This is a genomic window from Ruegeria sp. HKCCA6837 (assembly GCF_013034475.1).
Lineage (GTDB): Bacteria > Pseudomonadota > Alphaproteobacteria > Rhodobacterales > Rhodobacteraceae > Ruegeria.
In genome coordinates this window covers 1-3,250 of the sequence record NZ_WQGD01000050.1, presented here as the reverse complement: position 1 = coordinate 3,250, position 3,250 = coordinate 1, and the positions used below count along the sequence as shown (strand labels likewise).

The 3,250-nt window shown below is 51.2% G+C and carries 3 protein-coding genes; all 3 read right to left on the bottom strand.

What is annotated here, in order from left to right:
- Positions 1-187 (bottom strand): hypothetical protein (locus GOV91_RS22620; RefSeq protein WP_217352057.1); only part of this gene is annotated, 187 nt, incomplete at its 3' end.
- Between the two features lie 153 nt (positions 188-340).
- On the bottom strand, positions 341-1,942 hold the full coding sequence (locus GOV91_RS22460; RefSeq protein WP_371732360.1) for a sulfatase-like hydrolase/transferase: 1,602 nt from the start codon (positions 1,940-1,942) through the stop codon (positions 341-343).
- A gap of 456 nt (positions 1,943-2,398) precedes the next feature.
- Positions 2,399-3,124 (bottom strand): outer membrane protein, encoded by a 726-nt coding sequence (locus GOV91_RS22455; RefSeq protein ID WP_171237129.1) that lies wholly within the window; start codon positions 3,122-3,124, stop codon positions 2,399-2,401.
- Positions 3,125-3,250 lie beyond the last annotated feature (126 nt).

Below are 3,250 nucleotides of genomic sequence, written 5' to 3'. Positions count from 1 at the left end.
ACAATGCGCTTTTGGTCGAAGGCTTGAAGAAAGCTGGTGTTAAGCCGTAGAGTTGGTCAGGATGCCAAAGCTCGAAACTATCGCAGACAAATCGTGCCAAGGGCCAATCCAATTTTAGCGCAATGTCCTCGAAAGGTTCTAAGCAATCGCTCATTGCTTCAATCGGCGACGACTGTTTCCAGCCCAAAGCAGACATCCAAAATAGATATTAGATAAGGTAGAACCTTACCATTCGCCTTACGTACGCAGCCCTAACGCCACGAGCCGGTTTCGGAGCCAAAAGCGGCAGCCCAATACATAGAGCCTCCGCTGCATATTTGTTGAAAACTGAGCACCAAATCTATTTGGAATCCAATCCTACGTCTCCGCTCGGGTCGAAGGGAAGATTTGGTAATTGCTCAATGAAGTCCAACAATCCGAAAGGCAGATTATTTAGTGCTTCGGGCGGATTGCTTAGCGCCACTGTCTCAGGCCTTGCGTTTTCAATCCCGGTGTAGGCGGGGCCATAGGCACGGGGCAAGTGAGGATATCTTGCAATCCACTGCTCGTGCCGTGCTCGCATACGACGGAAAGGCTCCTTGAAGTGGAAACCGCCGACAACAATCGGATTAACCTCGCGGTGGTCATTCAAGAGGTCAAAGACTGAAGTGATACCAGCCGACGCTTGCGAGGGGTCAGAAGATATCCAGTGCATCTTGTAGTGATCTTTCACACTCGCTCCGAGGTTTGGACCGGAGTAGATCATTACGCTGTCTCGACGGCTGAAACTGTCGCCATTGATCAACAAAGAAGTTTGATCGACGCCATCAATCACGCGGTCTTTTGGAACAAATTCTAAAGCGCCGCCAATGCGCGCAAATGTCGTGAATAGGTCCGTGACATGGATGATGTCTCCGACAATCTGCCCTTCCTCGATCATCCCAGGCCACCAAGCTTGAGCAGCGACGCGGACGCCGCCTTCAAGAAAGTCACCCTTGCCACCTCGGAACGGCCCTTCCCCAAGGCCTGCCCCAGCGGGAGGATTATGGGTCATCGGGCCGTTGTCTGACATAGCGATTACAAGCGTGTTCTCGGCTATGCCCAACTCATTGAGAAGAGAAATTAACTGTCCGACGTCTGGGTCAAGGTATTTGTGATAAGCCTCTCCGACCAGACCACGTTGCAGTGTTTCTTTATTGGGATCTGGCAAAAAGCTGATCCACATCGGCCACCATGCAGCATAGAAAGGGTTTCCTTCCTCGGCGTTTCTTCGAATGAAATCGAATGTTCGGTCCCGCGCTTCGGCGTCAAATGCGCGGTAGCATTCGTTTGACGTGCCGCACCATTCTCGCGTGGGCCCACCCTTTGTGCCTTCGACGTAAAAGACATAGCCATCCTGAAGAAACTCTTTGTCTTTCTGGTACGGGTTCTCGGGCAGTAACTCAGTCTTCAACCCTACAACTGCGTTGGCGGCTTCGGCTTCGATGTTCCAAAGACTCGTCGATTGGTTGTAGAGCGCAGTAAACGCTTCGTCGTATCCTTGATTGTGCGGATAGGCCTCTTCGATATCGCCGAGGTGCGTTTTTCCAAAAAACCCAGTCGCATACCCGGCGTCACTCAATACTTCCGCAATCGTGATATTTTCGGCCGCAATTCCTTCGTATTCTACAGGAAAACCGACAGAAAACATGCTGGACCGCACAGCATATTGACCCGTCCAAGCTGCGGCCCTTGTAGGTGTGCATGCGGGCTCGGTGTACATGCGCGTAAACAGCATGCCTTCTTCCGCCATCTGATTGAGGTTTGGTGTCTCATATCCACGGATTTGCTGCATGGCTGGGATGCCGACTGCGCCGAACGGTTGGTCGTCCCACATCAAATGAATCAAGTTGGGGGGTGTCTGATACTTCTCCCGCAACTCGGCGAGCTTTGCGTCAAGTTGTTGATCTTCTACTTGCCACACTGATCCATTTTGAGCCTCGAGAATAAAATATTCCGCATCGTGGACAATTCCTTGGTCTTGAGATGCCGCTTGCGATGCACATCCAAGTGTAAGTAAGAGCCCAGCCTTCCAACTGAGAGAATTGTTGCGTGTTTCGAATTGCACTGACACCTCCACTGGCCTGGGTCACTCTTTTGTCGATTGGAATATTAACTTACGCATATATCATACTTAACGGATGTATCATTTGATCTTATCCGTTTGAGGTTGCGACAAAGCCCCTTTATCCCGTAATGCTGTCACTCGCCGTAGATCTGTGAATGGCAGTTCCGATCCCGAACTGGCGGGCACAGTATCCGAATGATGCGCTGACAATGTCTCATTGGTTTCCGCTGCTCCAGCCTCAAATCTGTGCAAATCGTCCCGATATCCTTTTCTGCCAAACCGAATGGGGCCTCGGCAAAAGGCCACTGCCGATCAGAACCTGTAAGTTGCTCCAATCACTGGCCCGGATTGACTGAATTTGAAATCATTGCCGTCAATCTCATGGTCGAAGTCAATGTATCGATATCCACCGCGGATCACCCATCTGTCATTGATGGCATAATCAGCTGTCAAAAAAACCTGCCAGGTTTCGCTGTCATTACTGAAGCCGCCGTAGTCAACGAATCCGGTTGCTGTCCATTTTTCGGAAAGGACAAAGCGCGCCCGTACACCAATGACCGGATCGGTCCAGCTATCGTCTACGGAAGTTGTACGACCCGGCGCTGAACCCGGTGTGAGCGTGAAATCTGTTTCGGTGCTGAACCATCTGAAACCGCCCGCAATGTCAAGTTGCACAGTAGGATCTTCGTAGACGCGGTAAGCGACGTATCCGCTTAGGAATTGTGTAGTGAACGATGTGTCGAGATCAGCCGCCGCCGGGCCGGACCCACTGTTACTGAAGGACAAATCCGTATAATTGTAATCCGCTAGCAGACTCCACCGCCCGTTGGAAGCTGCAAACGCTCCCATAAACGCGAAATCCAGATTGTCCAGAGCGTCAGAGAAACTTAGCGTGCCATCCAATGTTCCTGCGGGTGTTTCGACAGATGTTTCCGTTTCCGGCATGAAAAGGTAAAGTGTGGCTTCGTAGGACCAGTCGTTTTGCTGTGCCGAGGCAGTCGTGCCAAAAACTCCAGCCAAGACTATACCAGCACCCATAAATCCCAATCTCATGGACAATTCGTCCCTCCAGTGTCTTAAGTGTGATTTAGCAACTTGTTGAGCTAGAATGTCTAGCCCCCGTGTTCTGGGCCATTTCGGACTAGAGTTTCGGGGACTGGTGGG

Coding starts and splice junctions, on each gene's coding strand:
- GOV91_RS22455 (WP_171237129.1), bottom strand. CDS start 3,124: ATGGGTGCTGGTATAGTCTTGGCTGGAGTTTTTGGCACGACTGCCTCG.